15 protein-coding genes are annotated in these 17,604 nt (G+C 55.7%); 13 read left to right on the forward strand and 2 right to left on the reverse strand.

What is annotated here, in order from left to right; translation table 11 throughout:
- The first annotated feature begins 13 nt into the window (after positions 1–13).
- The 6 genes from ABD76_RS22030 (at position 14) to ABD76_RS22055 (ending at position 6,504) form a co-directional block, all read left to right on the forward strand.
- The gene (locus ABD76_RS22030) at positions 14–667 is read left to right on the forward strand and encodes a helix-turn-helix transcriptional regulator (protein WP_197259227.1); all 654 of its coding nucleotides are present in this window, start codon (positions 14–16) and stop codon (positions 665–667) included.
- A 333-nt stretch (positions 668–1,000) separates the two neighbouring features.
- Positions 1,001–1,684 (forward strand): response regulator transcription factor, encoded by a 684-nt coding sequence (locus tag ABD76_RS22035; protein ID WP_197259228.1) that lies wholly within the window; start codon positions 1,001–1,003, stop codon positions 1,682–1,684.
- Positions 1,681–3,147 carry a sensor histidine kinase gene (locus ABD76_RS22040; protein ID WP_197259229.1) on the forward strand — a complete coding sequence of 489 codons (1,467 nt, stop codon included), beginning with the start codon at positions 1,681–1,683 and terminating at the stop codon, positions 3,145–3,147. Before ABD76_RS22035 ends, ABD76_RS22040 begins: the two co-directional genes overlap by 4 nt.
- Positions 3,148–3,264: 117 nt before the next feature.
- Positions 3,265–3,978, forward strand: coding sequence for a VTC domain-containing protein (locus ABD76_RS22045; RefSeq protein WP_197259230.1), 714 nt, complete (start codon positions 3,265–3,267; stop codon positions 3,976–3,978).
- Complete coding sequence (locus tag ABD76_RS22050; RefSeq protein ID WP_197259231.1) at positions 3,978–4,670, forward strand: DUF4956 domain-containing protein; 693 nt, start codon at positions 3,978–3,980, stop codon at positions 4,668–4,670. The genes ABD76_RS22045 and ABD76_RS22050 overlap by 1 nt, the downstream gene beginning before the upstream one ends.
- A gap of 19 nt (positions 4,671–4,689) precedes the next feature.
- Positions 4,690–6,504: a CotH kinase family protein gene (locus ABD76_RS22055; protein ID WP_242069717.1), complete on the forward strand. Its 1,815-nt coding sequence runs from the start codon at positions 4,690–4,692 to the stop codon at positions 6,502–6,504.
- Here ABD76_RS22055 and ABD76_RS22060 read toward each other — a convergent pair.
- Entirely contained in the window at positions 6,483–6,731 is a 249-nt protein-coding gene (locus ABD76_RS22060; RefSeq protein ID WP_197259233.1) for a hypothetical protein, read from the reverse strand. The two genes, ABD76_RS22055 and ABD76_RS22060, sit on opposite strands and share 22 nt — an antisense overlap.
- A gap of 925 nt (positions 6,732–7,656) precedes the next feature.
- Between ABD76_RS22060 and ABD76_RS29785 the strand changes: the two genes are divergently transcribed.
- From ABD76_RS29785 to ABD76_RS22070, 3 genes are all read left to right on the forward strand, one after another.
- Entirely contained in the window at positions 7,657–7,989 is a 333-nt protein-coding gene (locus ABD76_RS29785) for a hypothetical protein (RefSeq protein ID WP_242069718.1), read from the forward strand.
- Between the two features lie 191 nt (positions 7,990–8,180).
- The gene (locus ABD76_RS22065; RefSeq protein WP_338125173.1) at positions 8,181–10,727 is read left to right on the forward strand and encodes an ATP-binding protein; all 2,547 of its coding nucleotides are present in this window, start codon (positions 8,181–8,183) and stop codon (positions 10,725–10,727) included.
- Positions 10,728–10,977: 250 nt separating this feature from the next.
- Positions 10,978–11,319 (forward strand): DUF6508 domain-containing protein, encoded by a 342-nt coding sequence (locus ABD76_RS22070; RefSeq protein WP_197259234.1) that lies wholly within the window; start codon positions 10,978–10,980, stop codon positions 11,317–11,319.
- 172 nt (positions 11,320–11,491) lie between these two features.
- Here the strand turns inward: ABD76_RS22070 and ABD76_RS22075 are convergent, their stop codons facing one another.
- Entirely contained in the window at positions 11,492–12,250 is a 759-nt protein-coding gene (locus ABD76_RS22075) for a class I SAM-dependent methyltransferase (RefSeq protein WP_197259235.1), read from the reverse strand.
- A 545-nt stretch (positions 12,251–12,795) separates the two neighbouring features.
- Between ABD76_RS22075 and ABD76_RS22080 the strand changes: the two genes are divergently transcribed.
- The 4 genes from ABD76_RS22080 to ABD76_RS22090 all read left to right on the forward strand — a co-directional run bounded on the left by ABD76_RS22080 (position 12,796) and on the right by ABD76_RS22090 (position 17,506).
- Positions 12,796–13,911, forward strand: a complete 1,116-nt coding sequence (locus tag ABD76_RS22080; RefSeq protein WP_242069719.1) for a saccharopine dehydrogenase family protein — start codon at positions 12,796–12,798, stop codon at positions 13,909–13,911.
- The gene (locus ABD76_RS30260; RefSeq protein WP_275100847.1) at positions 13,908–14,600 is read left to right on the forward strand and encodes an MFS transporter; all 693 of its coding nucleotides are present in this window, start codon (positions 13,908–13,910) and stop codon (positions 14,598–14,600) included. The genes ABD76_RS22080 and ABD76_RS30260 overlap by 4 nt, the downstream gene beginning before the upstream one ends.
- 17 nt (positions 14,601–14,617) lie before the next feature.
- Positions 14,618–15,334, forward strand: a complete 717-nt coding sequence (locus ABD76_RS30265) for an MFS transporter (RefSeq protein WP_275100848.1) — start codon at positions 14,618–14,620, stop codon at positions 15,332–15,334.
- Positions 15,335–15,829: 495 nt separating this feature from the next.
- Positions 15,830–17,506, forward strand: coding sequence for a proline--tRNA ligase (locus ABD76_RS22090; protein ID WP_242069720.1), 1,677 nt, complete (start codon positions 15,830–15,832; stop codon positions 17,504–17,506).
- The last annotated feature ends 98 nt before the right edge of the window (positions 17,507–17,604 follow it).

Here is a 17,604-nt window from a genome sequence, read left to right on the forward strand (position 1 = left end):
AAGGGAGATACCGATGCGACAATGTCAAGCTCCTGAACGGGAACAGAAGACGAGACGGAAAATATTGCTGCTGCTGAAGAAGCATGGCTCGATCCGCGTCCAGGACATATCGCAGCGTCTCGGACTAACGGAGATGGCGATTCGGAAACATCTCTACGCTCTGCAGGAGGAGCGGTTCATTGAGGCGGCCGTGCAGCGGCAGCCCGTCGGCAGGCCGATTCACGTATACCGGCTTACGCTTTCCGCCGAGGCGCTGTTCCCGAATCAATATGATGCGCTGGCGACAGATTTGCTTGACGAGATGAGCGAGATGTTCGGGGAATCCGTCATCCGCGAGCTGTTCGAGCGAAGACAGGAGAAGCTGGAGCAGAAGCATCGCGCCGCGATGACCGGAGGCAGCCTGGAAGAACGGGTTGCCAGCCTGGCCGCCATCCAGAACCGGGAAGGCTATATGGTCACGGTCGATAAGCTGGATGACGGATCGTTCTTGTTCGAGGAAGCGAATTGCCCTATTGCCCGGATAGCGTGCCGTTACCGTCAGGCATGCCATTGCGAGCTGAGCTTGTTCCGGGAAGTGCTGGATGCCAAGGTGGAGCGGCTGGAATGCATGGCGGACGGGGATGTCAAATGCTGTTACCGGATTGAGGAAAAGCCTACAAAAGCATAAAATTGTGACTGTCATTCATAATGGCCCGGCTTGATGCCGGGTCTCTTTTTTGCGCATGTCGTGATTTTTTACAATAGCAGGATCGGGAAAAGCGCCGGCATGCTTTTTTTGTCATGAGCTGGTTCATCATGTCGGCAAAATGCTGTCATGGCCGCGAATCTCCTGTCAATTTCTGCGGTTGCCGGGGAAATAATAAGAAGGAAATAACCCCATTTCCCGCCAACAATTCATCTGAATTTCACATTGCGATCGTATAATGGGGGCGACACGGCGGCGCGCAGCCGGCCATGCCGCTTCCCGCCGCCACTAGTATGCAGAAAGAAGGTACAGGCCATGTCGCAGCATATTCTTGTCGTTGAGGATGACGGATATATTCAGGAATTGATTAAAGAATTTCTCACTGCCCATTCCTACCGGGTCGATGTTGCGGATAACGGCTTGGAGGCTTGGCGGATGATGGAGCGGACCGGCTACGATCTGGTGATTCTGGACGTGATGCTTCCGAATATCGACGGCTTCTCGCTCTGCCGCATGATCCGCAGGGCCCAATCTGCGGTTCCGATTATTATACTGACGGCATTAAGTGAGGAGCAGGATCAAGTGAAGGCGTTCGAGTTGGAGGCGGACGATTATATTTCCAAGCCCTTCTCCTTCAACGTGCTGGTCAAGCGTGTGGAGGCGGTGCTGCGAAGAGCGAAGAACGGTAATCCGGCGCTGCCGGTGAACGACTTGACGTTCGAGCGGCTGCGCATCGATTTGAACAGCTATAAGGTGTATGTCAATGAGGAATGGATCGATATGACGATGAAGGAATTCGAGATTTTGCAGGCGCTGCTGGAGAACATCGGCCGAGTGATGACGAGGGAGATGCTGCTGGAGCGAATCTGGGGCTACGACTATTATGGCGACAGCCGTATTGTGGATGCTCATATTAAGAACATTCGCAAAAAAATCGGGCTTCCCTATATTAAGACGGTGAAAGGGCTGGGCTATATGATGGAGAGGGAGAACGGATGAGGAAGCGGGGGATCGCCTTCAAAATTTTCGGCATCACGTCGGCATTGCTTATCGTGTCCGCCCTCATTTTATATTTGACCCTGTTTTTCCTCCTGCCCAGTTACTACTATAAGTATAAGGAAGCCAACGTAAGCAGCAAGGTCCAGTCCTTGATCGGGAGCCTGGACGCCGTGAATGCAAATGAGGCGGCCAATCTGCTGCTTCAATTTGAATTTGCCAACAATGTGCGCGTCGTGCTGCGCGATCCGGCGGGGGAGGTGGTCTATCCAGCCAATCCTGCCTCGATGGATCCGGCGTTCATTGATGAATTGATGCGCGGGCCGAAGCCGCCCGGGGCAGCTCCCTTTCGCCCGGACGGACCGCTCCGGCCCGGGGAGCACGGAGGCAAGGATGGCGGGAACTTTATTTCGCTTGAGGAGACGGTGCAGTTCGCCGATCAGGCAGGGGACTATAAGCTGTCCGTCTACTCTCCCGTTCAGCCGATCGATGAAGCATCCCAGGTCATTCTGATGTTCCTGCCCTATATGTCCATTGTCATCCTCGGAATTGCGATGATTGGCGCGGCGATCTATTCGAAGCTGCTCTCGAAGCCGCTGATCCATCTGAATCAGGTGGCTTCCAAGATGGCCCAGCTTGATTTCACCTTGCCGTCCACCATTCATTCTAATGACGAGTTGGGCGAGCTGTCCTCCAATCTGAACATTCTCGCCGGCAATCTGCAGACGAGCATGAGCGAGCTGAAGCAAGCCAATGAGAAGCTGCGGGATGATATTCTGAAGGAGCGGGAGCAGGAGCAGAAGCGACGCGAATTCGTCGCCACGATCTCTCATGAATTGAAGACGCCTATCACCGCCGTATCCGGCCAGCTGGAGGGGATGCTGCATCAGATCGGTTCGTACAAGGATCGGGATAAATATTTGCAGCAGTCGTATGAGATTATGAAGGAGATGGAGAAGCTTGTTCACGAGATTTTGAACATTTCCGAGTTGGAGAGCTTTGATTTCAAGCCGCGGATCGGCAAGGTTCATTTGTCGGCCCTGATTCAGCGCAGCCTCGACCAGTTCCTTTATTTCCGTGACATCAAGCAACTGGAATTCGATATCGACATCGAGCCGAATCTGTATATTCAAGCGGATGAGAAGCTTATCTCCCGGGCGGTAGCCAATCTGTTGAGCAATGCGGTCAAATATTCCGGGGATGGAGAGACGGTTGGCGTCTCGCTGCGGCGGAGCGGCAGGGATGGCCTGCTGCTCAGTATATTGAATACAGGGGCGCATATAGAGCCCTCCCAGCTTGAGCGCATCTTCGAGCCTTTTTACCGGGTAGAAAAATCAAGAAACCGCAAAACCGGAGGCAGCGGCCTCGGCTTGTATATTGTCCAAAAAATACTTGATATGCATGGACTGCGCTATCACATCCGCAATGTGTCGGAAGGCGTGCGGTTCGACATCCATTTTATGTGAAAGACTCGGATATCCGGGTCTTTTTTATCTTTCTCGTAAAATTCATGCGGCCTTCACAAGAAATTCAAACGGCGTCTCTATACTTGCCCTATACAGATAAACAAGGAGGTGAAGGAAGTGGGAACTGCATTGAAATTCCGCCAAGAGCAGAAGTTCTACGCCAACGCGCATCAATACATGGTCATCCGGCAGCGGCTGAAGAACCTAATGCAGACGGATCCGCATGCCGGGCCGTCGGGCGAATATCATATTCGGAGCCTGTACTTCGACGATATTAACAACAAAGCCCTCCATGACAAGCTGGGCGGCATACGGAATCGGGAGAAGTGGAGGATCCGCATCTATAACCTGCAGGGCAACCGGATTCAATTGGAAAAGAAAATCAAAAGAGACGATTATATCGCGAAGGTGAAGGAAGAGCTGTCGCCCGGCCTGCTTCAATCGATCATCGCGGGCGATATCGAGGCGCTCAACCAGCCGGACAGACCGCTGCTCTATGAGATGTACCGGCAGATGAAGCATCGGCTTCTCCGGCCGAAGGTCATCGTCGATTATGTGAGAGAAGCATACATCGCCTGGACGGGCAATGTTCGAATTACGTTCGATAAGCAGCTGAAGACAGGACTGAATGCCACGGATCTGTTAAGCCGGGATGTGGCTGTCATCCCTGCGCTCGATGAGAACTTCGTCGTTATGGAAGTGAAGTATGACGAGTATCTCCCGGAGTATGTGCAAGCCGCCTTGCAGCTGGAAGGCTTGAAGCGGCAGTCCGCATCCAAGTATGTGATTTGCAGGAAGTTCATCAAAACGAGTATATGGGAGGACCAATAATGGATTCAACGACGAAAATAACCTTTTCCGATATGATAAAAAACAGTTTTCTGAAAAATTTTCAATCGGACATCAGCGTAATGCAAATGGTGATTACGCTGGCCATCGCCTTTGCGCTCGGGCTGTTTATTTACATGCTGTATAAGCGGACGTTCAGCGGGGTGCTCTACTCCAAAAGCTTCAACATCTCCCTCATTGGCCTATCATTGATTACGTCGCTCATTATTATGGCGATCAACTCGAACCTGGTCTTGTCGCTCGGGATGGTTGGCGCCTTGAGCATCGTGCGGTTCCGGACGCCGATTAAGGATCCGGCGGATCTGATCTTCCTGTTCTGGTCCGTATCGGTCGGGATTGTGACCGGGGCCGGATTCTATACGCTGGCTATTGTCGGTTCGATTGTCGTCGGTCTTGTGCTGTTCCTGTTCTCGAAGAAAACGTCGCTCGAGACGCCTTATCTGCTCGTCGTCAACTGCGATGGCGAACAGGCGGAATCCGAGCTGTACGGCTGCATGTCCCGGTCCGTGAAGAGACATAGCGTGAAGCAGAAGACTGTGACGCCCGGCAATATCGAGCTGACCTTGGAGCTGAGACTGGCCGGCAGCGAGCCGCGGTTCGTCAATCGCGTCACGGAAATTAATGGCGTTAAGAATGCGGTGCTGATCAGCTATAACGGAGACTATGTATCATGACCGCGGGAGGTGGATGAACATGATTCGAAAATCATTCGTTCCCCTGGGGATGATACTGCTCGCTTGGATGATGCTGCTCGCCGGATGCAGCACGGCATCGGATTCGAACGTGGTGCAGCTCTCGGAGGAGCTGTTCCCGAAGGACAAGGTAATCGAGGTGAACCTCGCCATCGATGCCGATGATTACCGCGACATGCTGGAGCATCCGACGGATAAGAAGGTGAAGGCGGCCTCCGTTCAATACAACGGCTATGAATTGGACAATATCGGCATCCGGACGAAGGGGAATTCCAGCCTGACCGGCGTCGCCTCGTCGGATTCGGACCGGTATAGTCTCAAGCTTCTGCTCGATGAATATATCGACAGCCAGAATTTGCTTGGCGTGACGAGCATCAACCTGAACAATGGCTACAGTGATCCGTCATTCATCAGAGAGTATTTGACGTATGAATTGTTGGAGGAAATGGGGCTTCCTGCGCCTGAATTCGCTTTTGCCAACGTATCGATCAACGGCGAGCCGGCCGGATTATTCCTGGCCGTCGAACAGATTAACGAATCGTTCCTGAGCCGGAACTTCGACACGTCCTACGGCGTCTTGTATAAGCCGGACGGGCAAGGAAGCGACCTGAGCTGGCGCGGAGACGACATCTCCTCCTACAGCGGGCTCAATCGCAAATCGAAATCGTCCGATGACGAGCTTACGATCAGGATGCTCGACGAACTGAATAATGGGACGGAGTACGAGAAATATCTCAATGTGGACGGCATCTTGCGCTATATGGCCGTCAATGCGGCGACCGTCAACATGGATAGTTACCAAGGGAACTTCAACCATAATTATTACCTGTATGAAGAGAACGGCGTGTTCTCGCTCATTCCGTGGGACATGAATATGGCCTTCGGGGGATTCGGCGGCAGCAAGGAGAGTTTGATCGGGATGCTGATGGACGAGCCGACAATGGGCGCGGTCGCGAACTACCCGCTGGTCGACAAGCTCCTGCAGATCGACGCGTACAAGGAGCAGTATCACAATTATATCAAGCAGATTATCGAAGGATATTTGTCGCCGGAGCGGCTGACAGCGAGGGCGCAGGAGATCGCGGATATGATCGATACGTATGTCGAGCAGGATCCGACGAAGTTCTATACGTATGAAGAATTCAAGCAATCGCTCACCAACGACGTGAAAAATATCCCCGGCCTTCTTGCCTTTGCCGAGGATCGGGTCAACAATCTGAAGCAGCAGTTGGACGGCACGCTCCCTTCCTATGATAAAGGGGAAGGCATCCAGGGAGGAATGCCGGGACGGGGCGGCATGAGAGAGCAGGGCAGCGTCGCGGGCGAGAATCCCGGCGGAGGCGGGCCGGCGAACCCGGATGGCGGGGCACCGCCGGATGCGGGCCAGCGGCCGCCGACCGGAGGGGAAGGGCAGGACGCGCAGAATGGATCGCCGTCGAATCCCGGCGAAGGCGGGGCGGCGAAGCCGGACGCCGGGGCAATGCCCGACGCGGGCCAGCCGCCGACCGGAGGAGAAGGACAGGACGCGCAGAACGGAGCGCCAGGGAATCCCGGCGGAGGCGGGCAGGCGACCCCGGGCGGCGGGGCACCGCCGGACGCGGACCAGCAGCCGCCGGACTTCGGCGGGAAGAGGCCGGATATGGGCAATGGCCAGATGCCGATCAACGGCGGCGGCAGACCGGGAGGCAATCGCGAGCAAGACGATGCGGCAGCGATGAATGATCGGTTACAGGAAGCGATAACGGTCGGCATCGTCCTGCTGCTGCTGATCGGAGCTATCTTCTTTGTCCGGAATTATAAAAAGAGAAGCCTATAATGCAGTGCCGCGCAGAGCGCCCTCATCCGAGGGCGCTCCAGATCGAAGACAATGGCTTTGCCGAGATAGACCGCCTTGTAGACGGTGTCATTCGTCAATTCCCTGATAGGCGGTCGGTTCCATTCCGTGAGAACCAACTCCTTGTCAGACAACTCTTGCTCGGCCAGCAGCCTCATCTCCTGCGCAAGCATGTCCCGCAAATACACCGGATTCGGAGAGATACCCATGAACTCCTCCAATATTCGGCGGTACCGATGCAAAGGGAGCCCCAGCGGAGCGGCCGGTTCGGCGGGAAGCACCCTCCTCGATATGGTCATGCGGATAGAAATGAAGCGGGATGAAGTCCGGCAAACACGGATTGCTGCGGCAGAACGCAAAAAATTCATCATTCAGCCGCGGCGTGCGGATGGTGATGATCCGCCCTGGCGCGCAGCCGCTCCGAAATACATCTCCATATCATCTTCCATCGTTCCCGGCCAGAATGTCTGCAGCTCCGGTCATCCACTCCACTAAAGCTGCAGTATCTCCCGCCACTCTAGTCATCTGCTCCACCAATACTGCAAGAATGCAGCAATTTCATTGACACGAGGTTGCGAAAATACGATTACTGCAAAAATACAGCAATTACCGTGCGACGAGGCATAATTAGCGTTTAAAATGGCGAAATAATGTAATTTTGCAGGATTTTCTCGGAATTTAGCCTATTGAGGTTAAAAATGCTGCGCCTGTGCAGCAATTTCATGCGGGGAACAGCTTGCTTCATGCGCGGACCAACTTGCCCTAACCTAACCTGTTCTGCCTTCCCCGGCCCCGCCCTTCCTAAGAAAAAAGACTGTCGACAGGACTTTGTCGACAGTCTGGAGCGCCCTCATCCGAGGGCGCTCTTGCTTGTATGAAGGAGATTATCCGCCGGTGAGAAGCGCTTTTGGCCTAGGGGGATTGGTATAGTTTTGGTATAGTCCGGAATGGTAATCTTATGTTCATTCAAGGCTCTTCTTTTCCCCGATATCTCGCCCCTGAACCTGCACAATTTATTCCCGCGCAATCGTCTGGCAAGCGCTGACAGGCCGCGTTTCAAGCGCATTTTGACCGCGTGAGCAGCAGTCAACAGCGAAGGAAGCTTCGCAATATGATACAAGGAAGATGCATCAAATGATGTCGCTGCGTAAATTAATTGTCATTATCGTACTTGTCGTGCTGTCGCTATCCGGCATTCGTCTTGTTTTTATCGCTTTGGTGTCGAATGCTTCCGGCTTGAGCCCGGCTCAGGGCCTGCTCGATCTGCGGGGACAGGATCTGGATTCGATACGCACAATCCCGTTGAATGGGGAATGGGAGTTCATTCCTGGGGTACTTCTGATGGATGATGTGCGCGGTGACGCTTCAGCCGGCGGCGAGCCAAGCTACGTTCAAGTTCCCGGAGCTGGAAGACGGCGACGGGATCCCCGATCGGGTATGGTTCATACCGGCTGCGCATCTTATTAAGTCCCGGGCAAGAAAGGTCTTTCGCTCTTCGCGTTCAAGGAACGGCCAGCTCTTCCGCGCTGTATGTCAATGGAAAACGGCTTGCGCATGCAGGATGGCCTGCGCAGAACGAGGCGCGGACCGAATCCCGTGATCTTCCTTATTCCGGTTACTTCGTTTCCGGCGGCGGGGAGATAGAGATTGTCATTCAGGTGGCGAACTATTTTGACGGGGTGGATGGAGGGATTTCGCGCCCTCTTTATTTCGGGGCTGCGGAGAGCGTAAATAAGGCGGCATCGATAAGCATCGGCTCCCAGCTTGTCGTCTGCATCGTGCTCATCATGCACTTCATCTATGCTGTCGTCTTATTTTGTATCGGGGTTCGGGACAAGAGCTTGTTCTATTTCTCGATGTTAATTCTGAGCGCTATTTTTGCGACGCTGACGGATGACGACAAGCTGCTGCTGGACTGGCTGCAGCTTGATTATGCGTGGAACATCCGGCTTCTGAATAGTTCCATGCTTTTGGTGGCAGGCTTCATGCTCCAATTTGTCAAGTGTATATTGCCGGAAGGCGCCGGAGCTAAATGGTTCAGGGGTTATACGGCGCTAAGCGCCGCGTCTATCGCCATCATATTGCTCGCTCCGCCTCAGTTTACGCTCGATGCCATGCCGGTGTTTGATATGGTGCTGTTTATTCCTTTTTTGGCCATGCCGGTTCTGATTATATGGGTTGTGCGGAGGAAGGAACACGACAGTGTCTACCTTCTGATTGCAGCCACCGCCTTAACCGGGAATATGATATGGGGCTATGTCAAAAACACGGTGTGGAAGGAACTGGGGTATTATCCGATCGACTTTATCGTCACGTTTCTTGCCTTTGCCACCTTCTGGTTCAAGCGGTTTTACCGGACTTCGGCCCGGATGGCGGATGTGAATACGCAGCTAATCAAGGCCGATAAGGTGAAGGATGATTTTTTGGCGAATACTTCGCATGAATTACGCACGCCGCTTCACGGGATTATTAACATGGCTCAGAGCGTGCTGGAGAGTCAGCGTTCGTTGAAAGAGGCGAACCGCAAAAACTTGAAGCTGATCGTATCCGTCGGCCGCCGCATGTCGCATCTGCTGAATGATTTGCTTGATGTCTCCCAACTGAAGCAAGAGAAGCTGCGGCTTCAGCTCGATTGCGTGCCCGTTCAACCGGTGGCGAACAGCGTCGCGGAGATGCTCTCCTTCTTGACGGAAGGCAAGCCGATACGGGTGGCGCTCAATATTCCGAAGGAGCTTCCTCCGGTCATTGCCGACGAGGATCGCCTCGCTCAAATCTTGTTCAACTTGCTTCACAACGCCATCAAATACACCGACGAAGGCATCATCATGATCGATGCCTATGTCCGCAAGGGGTATGCGCATATTCGCGTCTCCGATACCGGCCGCGGCATGGATGAGGCGACGATGCGGAGGGCGTTCCAGGCCTATGAGCAGGGAGAAGCGAGCGCAAGTGTCGGGGGGATCGGCCTCGGATTGAGCATTACGAAGCAGCTGGTCGAGCTGCATGGCGGAACGCTGAAGGCCGATTCTCAGAAAGGAGCCGGTTCCGTCTTCAGCTTCACGCTCCCGCTGGCCACGTCGGCAAGCGCGGCCGGGAAGCGGGTGGAGCTGAAGCCCGCCCTGCATGGAAGCCAAGGCATCCAGCCTGCAGACAGCCGCGAGCTGCCTGTTCGGGCGGTTGACGACAGCTCGGCCGAAACCGCCGCTTCCGCAGCCAATATAAAAATACTGGCTGTCGACGATGATCCGGTGAATCTGAACATACTGTCCAACCTGCTGCTCGCGGAAGGGTATAGCGTCACGACGGCTATGAGCGGCCGGGAAGCCGCGGTTCTGGTGGCCAAGGAGTGGTGGGATCTCGTTATCGCCGATGTCATGACGCCGCACATGTCCGGCTACGAGCTGACCCGCGCCATTCGCGAGCGTTTCTCCATGTCGGAGCTTCCGATCCTGCTGGTCACGGCGCGAAGCCGGGCCGAAGATATCTATTCCGGCTTCCGGGCCGGAGCGAACGACTATGTGACGAAGCCGGTCGACGCCTTGGTACTGAAGTCGCGGGTACGGGCGTTGACTGATTTGAGACGTTCTATCGCGGAGCTGCTGCGTATGGAAGCGGCCTATTTGCAGGCGCAGATTAAGCCGCATTTCCTCTTCAATACGCTGAATTCCATCGTGGCCTTGAGCAAGCTTGATACGTTCAAAATGCGCACGCTCATTGAATCGTTCAGTAAATATTTGCGGTTGAGCTTCGATCAGTGGAACGCCGAGCATCTGGTTCCGCTTGAGCATGAGCTGGACCTCGTGCGCGCTTATCTGACGATTGAGAAAACGCGCTTCGGCGACAGGCTGGCCGTAATCTGGGACGTGAACAACGGACTTCATGTAGAGCTTCCGCCGCTGACCATTCAGCCGCTCGTAGAGAATGCGCTCCGCCACGGCATATTAAGGCGCACCGAAGGCGGCATGCTTCATATTCGAGTCGCGGCGGAGGAGGACGGTACGCGAATCATCGTAGCGGATGACGGCGTCGGCATGGATCCGGATACGGCGGAGCAAGCGCTGCATCGCGAGCAGCCTCCGCACGGCGGCATCGGTCTGTTCAATACGGACAAGCGCTTGCGGAAGCAGTATGGACAAGGATTGAACATTCAAAGCGCGAAAGGGGAGGGAACAACGGTGTCGTTCTTCATCCCGAAGAGACCGTAACCGGCAACGCTCCGCGCGGAACCCATTCAAACCGTCCATGGAGCAACCGTTTCCCGGAATGCCAGCCGCCGGGAAGCGGTTGTTTTTTCTCATACCGGGCGGGCATGGGGAATCGCTCATTTCCAAATTGAGGTATAATGTTCTGGGAACGGTTCTTATCGCCCAGGCGGATGGAAATCAGCCGATATTTTTGACTGAATGGAGAAATAAGGCAGGATCCGTTCATCGATACAAGAAAGAGAGGCCTGACATGGACCTGAACAAGATGTTAAACGGAAAATCCGCGCGAGATCAACTGCTGTCCTACGGCGATTATTTCCGCAGCACGGATCAGCCGTATTTTGAAATAACGTCATCGCATTATTATAAATATTCCGATACGGTCAGTGAATTTATTGATGTTTTAAGCAACACTGAATTTCTGATTGACGGTCTGGATTGGAAGGCCTGGATCATAGAAAATCAGCTTCAAAGCGTCGATGAGCATGGCCGGTTTATTGAGCGGGCCAGCGTCGAGGAGTTGCGGAAGCTGATGACGGCTTATGTGCGGCAGGAACGCTTCTGGGAAGGCTTTCTGGGAGAGGATGGGTAGGCAAGGCGCTCGAACGATTACAGGCACTGACGGGGGAGTGAGGCGAGCCGATTTTCGTCCTATTGCTGTTCATCCCGATACAGTCGATTGCTCTTGATGCCTTTCCATATATCGCTGCAGAACGGCAAAAAAAGGTCTTGGCTACACCGCCAAGACCCGATGAATTTGCATTTTACTTCCGAACCGCTTCAAAAGTGAATATTTGATTGCCTTCCGCCGGTTGCTTTCCATACGTATAATCGCTAGAGACTACGATGTCTGAGAAGCCAATGTTTTTTAAGACGAGCTTGAATTCCTCATTACCGTACCAGCGGAGCGCAAAACGTTGAAGCTCGGATTGAATTAACGTTCCTTCGCGCCACTTTTCGTATTTTAGATAGGATACGGAATATTGATGGATCATACTAAATTCCACCAGTTTGTCTTCTACGGTAATGACATCGCCTGTAGGAAAAGGGAATGTTGATGTAGAAGTTGTCCCTATCTCCATGCGATCAGGCAAAATAAGGTCAATAATTATCCGTCCTCCAGGAGTCAGGTGCTCGTAAAAACGTTTAAGGGCGTTAATGGACTCTTGACGGTTATCAATCAAACAGAAAGACCCGGTTGGAATAATGATGGCATCGTATTTATGGGGCAACGCTAAATTTTGTAACTCCCCTTCATACAACATCGGCTCTAAATTCCGCTCTTCACAACGCTTCCGGCAAGAAGCCAACATTGCAGGGGAATAATCAACCCCGTCCACAAGCAGTCCGGCTTCAAGAAGCGGGATGAGCATGCGTCCTGAGCCTACAGCCGCTTCTAGAATTCGGCCGCTGCATGATCGGAGTCTATCGAGATAATACTCGATATCGCCGCCGACGGAATGCCCGACAGGTTTGGTAAGATCATATACTTCCGTGCATAGATTACTGTAATAACTAAACATTCATTTTGTCCTCCGTTTCGTAAGATACGGAAGATTGCGGTATGGGGACTGATATTACGCCTTCCGTACCTCTGATTTTGTTGTGGTTAAGTTATAAGAGCTGACTGTCATCATAATCGCCTCTTTCATTTAGATTAAGCCAAATTCTACCACGATCAGATGCTTGTTGCAATAATAGAATGGAAGAAGTCTCTTTGATAGTCGATATTTTGGAGGGAGGCAGCCCAAGCGGCGCGCCCTCATATCAGCGCGAGACTGTACGCGGACAGGCAAGAAGCAATCCCGGATGGCGTCGAAGCGATGATTCGGGCTTCAGTTTCGCAGAGGAAAACAGGCTGGACCTTGTTGAGGTAGACGGTCACAAGCCAATGGCGCAAATGGGTGCCGCAGAGATGCGCCTTACCGTTATCATTAACGCAACTAACATTTAATGATATTAAACAAATAAATCATGCAGCAATCCCTGAAATATGGGATGGTAAAATTATCCTGATCCTGTATAATTGAGAATGTTTCTTAATAACTCAATTCCACAGGATATGGTGATGGAGATGCATGCAAAAGAGGATATTGTTGTCATCGGCGGCTACGGCCATGTAGGGAGGACCATTTGCGCGAGACTGGGGGAGCGATACCCGGGCAAGTTGTATGCGGCCGGGCGGAGCCGCGAACGGGCTGAGCGCTTCTGCCGATCCGCCGGAGGAAAAATCAGGCCGCTGGAGCTCGATATCCGTAAGCCGATACCTTCTGCCATGCTTAACGGCGCGAAGCTCGTTATCATGTGTCTGGATCAGACCGGCACGGGCTTTGTCCGCGAGTGCTTCCGGGCTGGCACGCACTATATCGATGTGTCGGCGAACGCCTCCTTTCTCCGCCAAGTGGAGCAATGCCGGGAAGAGGCGGCGGCTCATGGGGCGACGGCGTTGTTGAGCGTGGGGCTGGCTCCCGGTCTGACCAATCTGCTGGCGCTGGAGGCGCACCGGCTGTTGGGCGAGACGGATCAGATCGATCTCGCGATTATGCTTGGGCTTGGTGATGCCCATGGGGAGGCGGCTATCGAATGGACGGCAGACAATATGGGCGCCCGCTTCGACATAACGCAGAACGGGAAGCAGGTGGAGGCGCTGAGCTTCACGGACGGCAAAAGGTTCGATTTCGGGGCAGACATCGGCAGCCGCCTGGCCTACCGCTTCCCGTTCTCCGACCAGCAGACCCTTCCGCAAACATTGGATGTTCCTTCCGTCGCGACGCGCTTCTGCCTTGATTCCTCCCTGGTCACCGGCCTATTGGCAGGGGCCCGAAGGACGGGGGCCGTCCGTCTGCTCCAGGCGGGCTGGCTGCGCCAGCGGATGATCCGAAGCCTCGGGGCGGTTCGCTTCGGCGGAGACCGGTTCGCCGTCAAGGCGGAAGCTCGGGGGAGAAGCCGAGAGGGGAAGCCTGCCTTGGCGGAATGCTTCCTCCAAGGCAGGGATCAATCCGCCGTGACGGCGCAAGTCGCGGCTGCGGCCGCCACGATGCTGGTTGATTCGCCCATTCCGGCCGGGGTCTATCATATCGAGCAGTCGACCGATATGGCAACGATGCTAAAGGCTCTGGGGCCGGACATCAAGTTCGATACCCGGCAATCCGCGCTTCCTCCGGAAGGGAGGGAAGCCTGTTGAGCGCTTCCGCACACGGCAAGCCCGGAACAGCCGGCAACCAGCGGGCATGGATGATGACGGCCATTTGCCTTAGCGCATTCTTGTCTCACTTCACTGCCGGGGTCGTGAACGTATCGCTTCCCAGGTTCATCACCGTGTTCCAATCGGATATCGGGACCGTCCAATGGATGACGACGGGGTATTTGCTCGCCATTACGTCGCTTCTTCCCTTGATGGGCAAGTTCGGCGACCGTTGGGGGCATCGCCGCATTCACAACTGCGGCATTGCCCTGTTCACGATTAGCTCAGTCCTGGTCGCGCTCTCGCCGAATCTCCCCGTCCTCCTCTTGATGCGGATTGTGCAAGCGACAGGCGCGGCGATGTTCCAGGCGACGAATATGGCGATCATCACGTTTCATATGCCGGGCGCGCATAGAGGGCGGGCGCTCGGGTTCGTGAGCACCGCCGTGGCCCTGGGGGGCATGGCGGGACCGGTTGCCGGCAGCTTCACCGCGGCCTGGCTGAGCTGGCAGTGGGCGTTCCTGATTCATGTGCCCGTGGCGGTCGTGGCAACCGGGCTGGCGGTGCGCTATATCCCTGCGGATCAGAAGGAAGAGACGAGGAAGTCCTCGATGGACCTGGTCGGAGCCATCCTGTTCATGGGCGGCATCGGCGCAGGAATCTACGCCATTGTGAACGGAGGGCCTTAGGATGGGGCTCCCCGAGTATGCTTATACTGTACGTTGTCTTGCTTGTCGTCTGGCCGTTGAGCTGGCTGTGGCAGTCCCGGCAGGAAGAGCCTTTTTTGCCGCTCGCGGCATTCCGCATTCCGGCCGTGGCCTGCGGCCTGGTTATTAGCTGCGCATCGTTCCTGATGGCCAATATCGCGCTGGTCCTCATGCCGTTCTATATTTTGGAGACAACTGAGGTATCCGCGGCGGATACAGGCTATGTCATGCTGGCGTATCCGCTCCTCTTGGCCGTTATCGGTCCCGTCGCCGGGCATCTGTCGGATCGGATAGGCTCGCGGCGCTTGATGTGTCTTGGGCTGTGCGCCATGGCAGGCGGATTCATGCTGTTCTCCGGGTCATTCGGCGAGCTGCCGCTGTGGGGAATCATTTGCACGCTGGCATTAATCGGTTCGGGAATGGGATTGATCGCCTCGCCGAATAACAGCTTTATTATGGGCTATGCCGTGAAGGGAGACGCAGGCTCGATCGGGAGCATGATTGCATTGACGCGCAACGTGGGCTTGGTGCTCGGCGCCGCGCTCGGATTGGGGCTAATGGACGACGGCGATCCCGCCAAGCCGTTGGAGGCGTATCTGCACATCTTTGGTCTCGGCGCCTGGATCGGGGCTGCCAGCCTGCTGCCGCTCGGATACAGCTGGTACGCGGGGAGAAGGATGATGAAGCGGAGGCCTGGCGTCAGTGCAGAGAAATGACGGCAGGTCCCTGTTCCTGCCCCGTGGCGCCGTTCGCTCTTGACTTCTGAGGGAATTCGCGGTATGGTCAGGAGAAATCCAATGCGGAAGACAGGAAAAGCAAAGACCAAAGACATGAGCGCCACGGAACGCATGCACAGAGAGGGAGCCCGCGGGCTGGAAGGCTCCTCTTGCGGGTGGTTGCTTCCTCCTTTGCAGCCGCGGACTCCGGCAAGCTGCCGGCGGCCGCCGGGTTACGCCGTTATGCGTAAGAGGAATGCCGGCTTCGGCTGGCGTTCGAATTAGGGTGGTACCACGACGCATTCGTCCCTTCTGGGGCGGATGCGTTTTTTGCGTAGCTCGGCCCGTCAACGGAGCACAAGGCGGGGCTGTCCCCGACCGATAAGAGATCCGATGCGCCGGAAGCGGCCAGGCGTACAAGAACAAGGCGTTATTCCGCGCTTGGGCGAAGGGGCGGGCATGCTTTTTTTTGTCAAAAAGGGAGGTTGTGGAATTATGCGTCAAACTCAAATATTGTCTCCAACGCTGCGGCAAGCTCCGGCGGATGCCGAGGCGGCAAGCCACCAGATGCTTGTGCGGGCAGGATACATCCGGCCGCTGGCGTCCGGCGTCTATTCGTACCTGCCGCTCGGCTGGAGGGTGATGCGCCAGCTGGAACGCATCATTCGGGAAGAGATGGACAGGGCCGGAGCCCAGGAGCTTCATCTCCCCGCGCTGCTCCCTGCCGAGCTGTGGAAGCAATCGGGACGATACGGCGTGTACGGGCCGGAGCTGATCCGCCTGCAGGATCGCCATGGGCGGGAATTCGCGCTCGGCCCGACGCATGAAGAAGCCATTGCGTCGCTTATCCGGGACGAAGTAAAGTCCTACAAGCGCGTGCCGCTTACGGTGTACCAGATTCAGACGAAATACCGCGATGAGCGGCGCCCGCGCTTCGGCCTGCTGCGCGGCCGCGAGTTCTTGATGAAGGATGCCTATTCGTTCGATATCGATGCGGAAGGACTGGACGCCAGCTACCGTGCCATGTTCGATGCCTATCACCGGATCATGCGGCGGTTGGGCCTGCGCTACCGCGCCATCGAGGCGGATGCGGGAGCCATCGGCGGGGATGGGGCCACGTATGAGTTCACGGCGCTGGCAGATGTCGGCGAAGATACGGTCGTATCCTGCACGGCATGCGAGTATGCGGCCAATCTGGAGCGGGCGGAGAGCGGAAGCGCAGCGAGGAAGGGAGCCGGAGCGAAAGAAGCCGGCCAGTACGGGAACAGTCCTGCCCCGGAACGCTTTCCTACGCCGGGGATGCGGACGATCGATGAACTGGCCTCCGGTTTGGGGCTCCAGCCGTCCGCTTTTATCAAGACGCTTATTTATACGGCCGACGGTGCGCCGGTTGCGGTACTCGTCCGGGGTGACCATGAGGTGAACGAGGTCAAGGTGAAGAACTGCCTTGGCGCGGCTGCGGTTGAATTGGCGGACGAGGAGACGGTCGCCGCCGTGTCGGGCGCGCCGACCGGCTTCGCCGGCCCGATCGGGCTTCGGCCGGATGTGCGGGTGCTCGTCGACCGGGACGTGGCCGCGATGAGCGAAGGCATCGCAGGCGCCAACGCCGCGGACACTCACGTGAAGCATGTCGTCCCCGGCCGCGATATCCCGCTCGATACGGTCGGCGATTACCGCAACGTCATTGAAGGCGAAGCCTGTCCGCATTGCGGGGACGGCCGCCTGCAGTTCCATCGCGGCATCGAGGTCGGCCACGTGTTCAAGCTCGGCACGAAGTACAGTGCCGCGCTCGGCGCCACCGTGCTCGACCCGAACGCCCGCGAGCAGCCGCTGCTCATGGGCTGCTACGGCATCGGGGTCTCGCGCCTGATGGCGGCGATCGTCGAGCAGCACCATGATGAGCGCGGCATCATCTGGCCGCGGGCCGTCGCGCCGTTCCAGGTCCACCTCATTCCGGTGGCATGGAAGGATGAGGCGCAGCGGCAGGCCGCAGAGCGGCTGTATGCGCAGCTCCAGCAGGCCGGCATCTCCGTGCTGCTCGATGACCGTGAGGAACGGGTCGGCGTGAAGCTGGCCGACGCGGATCTGTTCGGCATGCACCGAAAAGATTCCCATAAACTTTTTTCAAATAGGCCAAAAGACTGCTGCCCCTTCAATCCTGAGAACCTATAATAAACACATCATTCCCGATTCCCAATTTTTTATATGGCGTATGGCGGTGCAATGGCAGCGAGCCCGCCAGAGTACGCGGGGGAATGAATTAGTTTTGC

Origin of the sequence: Paenibacillus dendritiformis (assembly GCF_015845845.1) — a bacterium.
Lineage (GTDB): Bacteria > Bacillota > Bacilli > Paenibacillales > Paenibacillaceae > Paenibacillus_B > Paenibacillus_B dendritiformis_C.

Excerpts from the sequence above, each read along its gene's own strand:
- ABD76_RS22030 (WP_197259227.1), top strand. The coding sequence starts at position 14 with ATGCGACAATGTCAAGCTCCTGAACGGGAACAGAAGACGAGACGGAAA.
- ABD76_RS22035 (WP_197259228.1), top strand. The coding sequence starts at position 1,001 with ATGTCGCAGCATATTCTTGTCGTTGAGGATGACGGATATATTCAGGAA.
- ABD76_RS22040 (WP_197259229.1), top strand. The coding sequence starts at position 1,681 with ATGAGGAAGCGGGGGATCGCCTTCAAAATTTTCGGCATCACGTCGGCA.
- ABD76_RS22050 (WP_197259231.1), top strand. The coding sequence starts at position 3,978 with ATGGATTCAACGACGAAAATAACCTTTTCCGATATGATAAAAAACAGT.
- ABD76_RS22055 (WP_242069717.1), top strand. The coding sequence starts at position 4,690 with ATGATTCGAAAATCATTCGTTCCCCTGGGGATGATACTGCTCGCTTGG.
- ABD76_RS22060 (WP_197259233.1), bottom strand. The coding sequence starts at position 6,731 with ATGGGTATCTCTCCGAATCCGGTGTATTTGCGGGACATGCTTGCGCAG.
- ABD76_RS29785 (WP_242069718.1), top strand. The coding sequence starts at position 7,657 with ATGATGTCGCTGCGTAAATTAATTGTCATTATCGTACTTGTCGTGCTG.
- ABD76_RS22070 (WP_197259234.1), top strand. The coding sequence starts at position 10,978 with ATGGACCTGAACAAGATGTTAAACGGAAAATCCGCGCGAGATCAACTG.
- ABD76_RS22075 (WP_197259235.1), bottom strand. The coding sequence starts at position 12,250 with ATGTTTAGTTATTACAGTAATCTATGCACGGAAGTATATGATCTTACC.
- ABD76_RS22080 (WP_242069719.1), top strand. The coding sequence starts at position 12,796 with ATGGAGATGCATGCAAAAGAGGATATTGTTGTCATCGGCGGCTACGGC.
- ABD76_RS30265 (WP_275100848.1), top strand. The coding sequence starts at position 14,618 with ATGCTTATACTGTACGTTGTCTTGCTTGTCGTCTGGCCGTTGAGCTGG.
- ABD76_RS22090 (WP_242069720.1), top strand. The coding sequence starts at position 15,830 with ATGCGTCAAACTCAAATATTGTCTCCAACGCTGCGGCAAGCTCCGGCG.